At 71.9% G+C, this 3,472-nt stretch carries 4 protein-coding genes; 3 read left to right on the top strand and 1 reads right to left on the bottom strand.

All coding sequences use genetic code 11. From position 1 onward, the window contains the following. Positions 1 to 197 precede the first annotated feature (197 nt). Positions 198 to 1,499 (bottom strand): nicotinate phosphoribosyltransferase, encoded by a 1,302-nt coding sequence (locus DQW06_RS27200; protein ID WP_013151435.1) that lies wholly within the window; start codon positions 1,497 to 1,499, stop codon positions 198 to 200. 133 nt (positions 1,500 to 1,632) lie between these two features. Between DQW06_RS27200 and DQW06_RS27205 the strand changes: the two genes are divergently transcribed. The 3 genes from DQW06_RS27205 to DQW06_RS27215 all read left to right on the top strand — a co-directional run bounded on the left by DQW06_RS27205 (position 1,633) and on the right by DQW06_RS27215 (position 3,396). After that, a complete protein-coding gene (locus DQW06_RS27205) occupies positions 1,633 to 2,067 on the top strand; it encodes a Mov34/MPN/PAD-1 family protein (protein ID WP_013151436.1) in 435 nt (144 codons plus the stop codon). A 95-nt stretch (positions 2,068 to 2,162) separates the two neighbouring features. Next, positions 2,163 to 2,441: a MoaD/ThiS family protein gene (locus DQW06_RS27210; RefSeq protein ID WP_013151437.1), complete on the top strand. Its 279-nt coding sequence runs from the start codon at positions 2,163 to 2,165 to the stop codon at positions 2,439 to 2,441. 7 nt (positions 2,442 to 2,448) lie between these two features. Beyond that, positions 2,449 to 3,396: a PLP-dependent cysteine synthase family protein gene (locus DQW06_RS27215; RefSeq protein ID WP_013151438.1), complete on the top strand. Its 948-nt coding sequence runs from the start codon at positions 2,449 to 2,451 to the stop codon at positions 3,394 to 3,396. The last annotated feature ends 76 nt before the right edge of the window (positions 3,397 to 3,472 follow it).

Raw genomic sequence — 3,472 nt, forward strand, 5'->3', positions numbered from 1 at the left:
CCACCCCCAGGTTCCCTCCCTCGCAGAAGTCCTTCTGCACGTCCACCACGATGAGCGCCCTCACAGCGGCACCCCTTTCCTTGTCGTCGGATCCGCCCGGGCCCGTGCACCACCGCCGGCCCGACCCGCGCTGACCACCGTGTCGGAGATCACCCGGACGGCCGTCCGCCGGTGCGCGTGCCCTCACGCACCATCCTCTAGTGGAACACCGTCGGCAGCGCGGCCTCACCGCGCGACATGCGCAGGGCCTCCTCGGGCAGTTCCGCCACCGCCGCCCGGTGCCGCTCCCGGGCCTCGTGCACGCTCTCGTGGCCCACCACCACGCCGTCGGCGACCAGGGGCCGCAGCAGCGGGCGCGTTCCCACCTGTGAGGACGGCGGGTGGGGGTAGATCTCCTCGGACACGGCCGTCCCCTTGTCGTCCAGCCGCCGCACCGCCCACTTGCGCCCGCCCCGGCTCGGCTTGCCCACCGAGCGCTTGGCCACCGGCTCCAGCGGGGCGTCCGCCTCCAGACCGCGCGCCCGCGCCACCAGCTTGTACACCAGGGACACCGTCGGCGCGCCCGAGCCGGTCACCAGGGAGGTGCCCACCCCGTAGCCGTCCACCGGCGCCACCGCCAGGGCCTGGATGGAGTGCTCGTCCAGGTCCCCGGTCACCACGATGCGGGTGTCCGTCGCGCCCAGGGAGTCCAGCTGCGCCCGCACGCGCCCGGCGTGGGCGGCCAGGTCGCCCGAGTCGATCCGCACCGCGCCCAGCCCGGGGCCGGCCAGCTCCACGGCGGTGCGCACCGCGCGCTCCACGTCGTAGGTGTCCACCAGCAGCGTCGTCCCCTCGCCCAGGGACTCCAGCTGCGCCTTGAACGCGTGCCGCTCGCTGTCGTGCAGCAGCGTGAACGCGTGCGCCGCCGTCCCGCCGGTCGGCACGCCGTGGGAGCGCCCGGCCTCCAGGTTGGAGGAGGTGGAGAACCCCGCGACGTAGGCGGCGCGGGCCGCGGCGACCGCGGACCGCTCGTGCGTGCGCCGCGAGCCCATCTCGATCAGCGGCCGACCGCCCGCCGCCACCGCCATCCGCGTCGCGGCCGAGGCGATCGCGCTGTCGTGGTTGTACACCGACAGGGCCAGCGTCTCCAGGAGCACGGCCTCGGCGAAGGAGGCCTCCACCACCAGGATCGGCGAGCCGGGGAAGTACGCCTCGCCCTCGCCGTAGCCCCACACGTTGCCCGAGAACCGGTAGTCGGCCAGCCACTCCACGGTGCGCTCGTCCACGACCCCGTTGTCCGACAGGAAGTCGAGTTCCTCCGTGCCGAAGCGGAACCGCTCCAGCAGTTCCAGGAAGCGGCCCGTTCCGGCCACGACCCCGTACCTGCGTCCCTCCGGCAGCCGCCGGGCGAACATCTCGAACACCGAGTGGCGGGCTGCGGCGCCGCTGTGCAGCGCCCCCTGGAGCATCGTCAGTTCGTAGTGGTCGGTGAGCAGCGCGCTGCTGCTGTCCTCGCTCATGCGCACGAGCCTAATCTGTGCCGGGTGGGACGGAGGAGGTCGCCCCCACCAGCACCGGGCCGCCGTAGCCTCGGCGTTCGCCAACAATACCCATTTGGTTGGTAGGGAACCGGATGTAGGTACTCTGGGGAGCATGCTGAGGATTGATCGCGCGATCTACGACAGGATCGTCGCACACGCCCGCCGCGACCACCCGGACGAGGCGTGCGGCGTCGTGGCCGGACCCGAGGGCTCCGACAGCCCCGAACGCCTCGTCGAGATGGTCAACGCCGAACGGTCGCCGACCTTCTACCGGTTCGACTCCCTCGAACAGCTCAAGGTCTGGCGGGAGATGGACGACCGCGACGAGGAACCCGTCGTGATCTACCACTCCCACACCGCGACCGAGGCCTACCCCTCGCGCACCGACGTCTCCTACGCGTCCGAGCCGGGCGCCCACTACGTGCTCGTGTCCACGCGCGAGCCCGACACCGTCGAGTTCCGCTCCTACCGGATCATCGACGGCCAGGTCACCGAGGAACCGGTGGAGGTCACCGGTCCCGGCGACGGCGCCGCGACCGCCCCGTAGGTTCCACACCACAACGGGCGTCGCCCAGGAATGGGCACCGCGCGCCCCCTGTTGGCAATGAACGCACACCAACGACCGCTAACGGAGAAACCCTCATGGCCATCGAGGTCCGCATCCCGACCATCCTGCGCAACCTGACCGGCGACGCCAAGGTCGTCGAGGGGTCCGGCGACACCCTCGGCGAGCTGTTCGCCGACCTGGACAGCCGACACCCCGGCATCGCCGGGCGCCTGGTGGACGATGGCAAGCTGCGCCGCTTCATCAACGTCTACCTCAACGACGAGGACGTGCGCTTCGTCGGGGGTCTGGAGGCCAAGCTCTCCGACGGCGACAACGTGACGATCCTGCCGGCCGTGGCCGGCGGAAGCCGCTAGGCCGCACATGCGCTACGACTCCCTGCTCGACTCCCTCGGCGGCACGCCGCTCGTCGGCCTGCCCCGGCTCTCGCCCTCGCCGCAGGTCCGGCTCTGGGCGAAACTGGAGGACCGCAACCCCACCGGCTCGATCAAGGACCGCGCCGCGTTCTTCATGATCGAACAGGCCGAGAAGGACGGGCTGCTCTCCCCGGGGTGCACCATCCTGGAGCCGACGTCGGGGAACACCGGCATCTCGCTGGCCATGGTCGCCAAGCTGCGCGGCTACCGCATGGTCTGCGTCATGCCGGAGAACACCTCCGCCGAGCGCAAGCAGCTGCTGGCCATGTGGGGTGCCGAGGTCCACTTCTCCGACGCCGCGGGCGGCTCCAACGAGGCCGTCCGCGTCGCCAAGGAGATGGCCGCGGCCCACCCCGACTGGGTGATGCTGTACCAGTACGGCAACCCGGCCAACGCCCGGGCCCACTACGAGACCACCGGACCCGAGATCCTCGCCGACCTGCCGGGGATCACCCACTTCGTGGCGGGGCTGGGCACCACCGGCACCCTCATGGGCGTGGGCCGCTACCTGCGCGAACACCGGCCCGGTGTGCAGATCGTGGCGGCCGAGCCCCGGTACGGCGAGCTGGTGTACGGGCTGCGCAACCTCGACGAGGGGTTCGTGCCCGAGCTCTACGACGAGTCGGTGCTCACCACCCGCTTCTCCGTGCCCTCCGAAGCCGCCCTCAGGCGGACCCGGGAACTCCTGGACAAGGAGGGCATCTTCGCGGGCGTCTCCACCGGCGGCGCCCTGCACGCCGCGCTGGGCATGGCCCGCAAGGCCGAGAAGGCGGGGGAGAGCGCCGACATCGCGTTCGTCATCGCCGACGCCGGGTGGAAGTACCTGTCCACCGGCGCCTACGAGGGCACGCTGGAGGAGGCCGAGGAGCGCCTCGACGGCCAGCTCTGGGCCTAGGCTCCAGGGTCTGCACGACCCGCCCGGCACCCGCCTCGACCCCTCCGGAAGCGGCGGCCCGGGCCCGGGGGGGGGG

Source organism: Nocardiopsis sp. TNDT3, from assembly GCF_003427465.1.
Classification (GTDB): domain Bacteria; phylum Actinomycetota; class Actinomycetes; order Streptosporangiales; family Streptosporangiaceae; genus Nocardiopsis; species Nocardiopsis dassonvillei.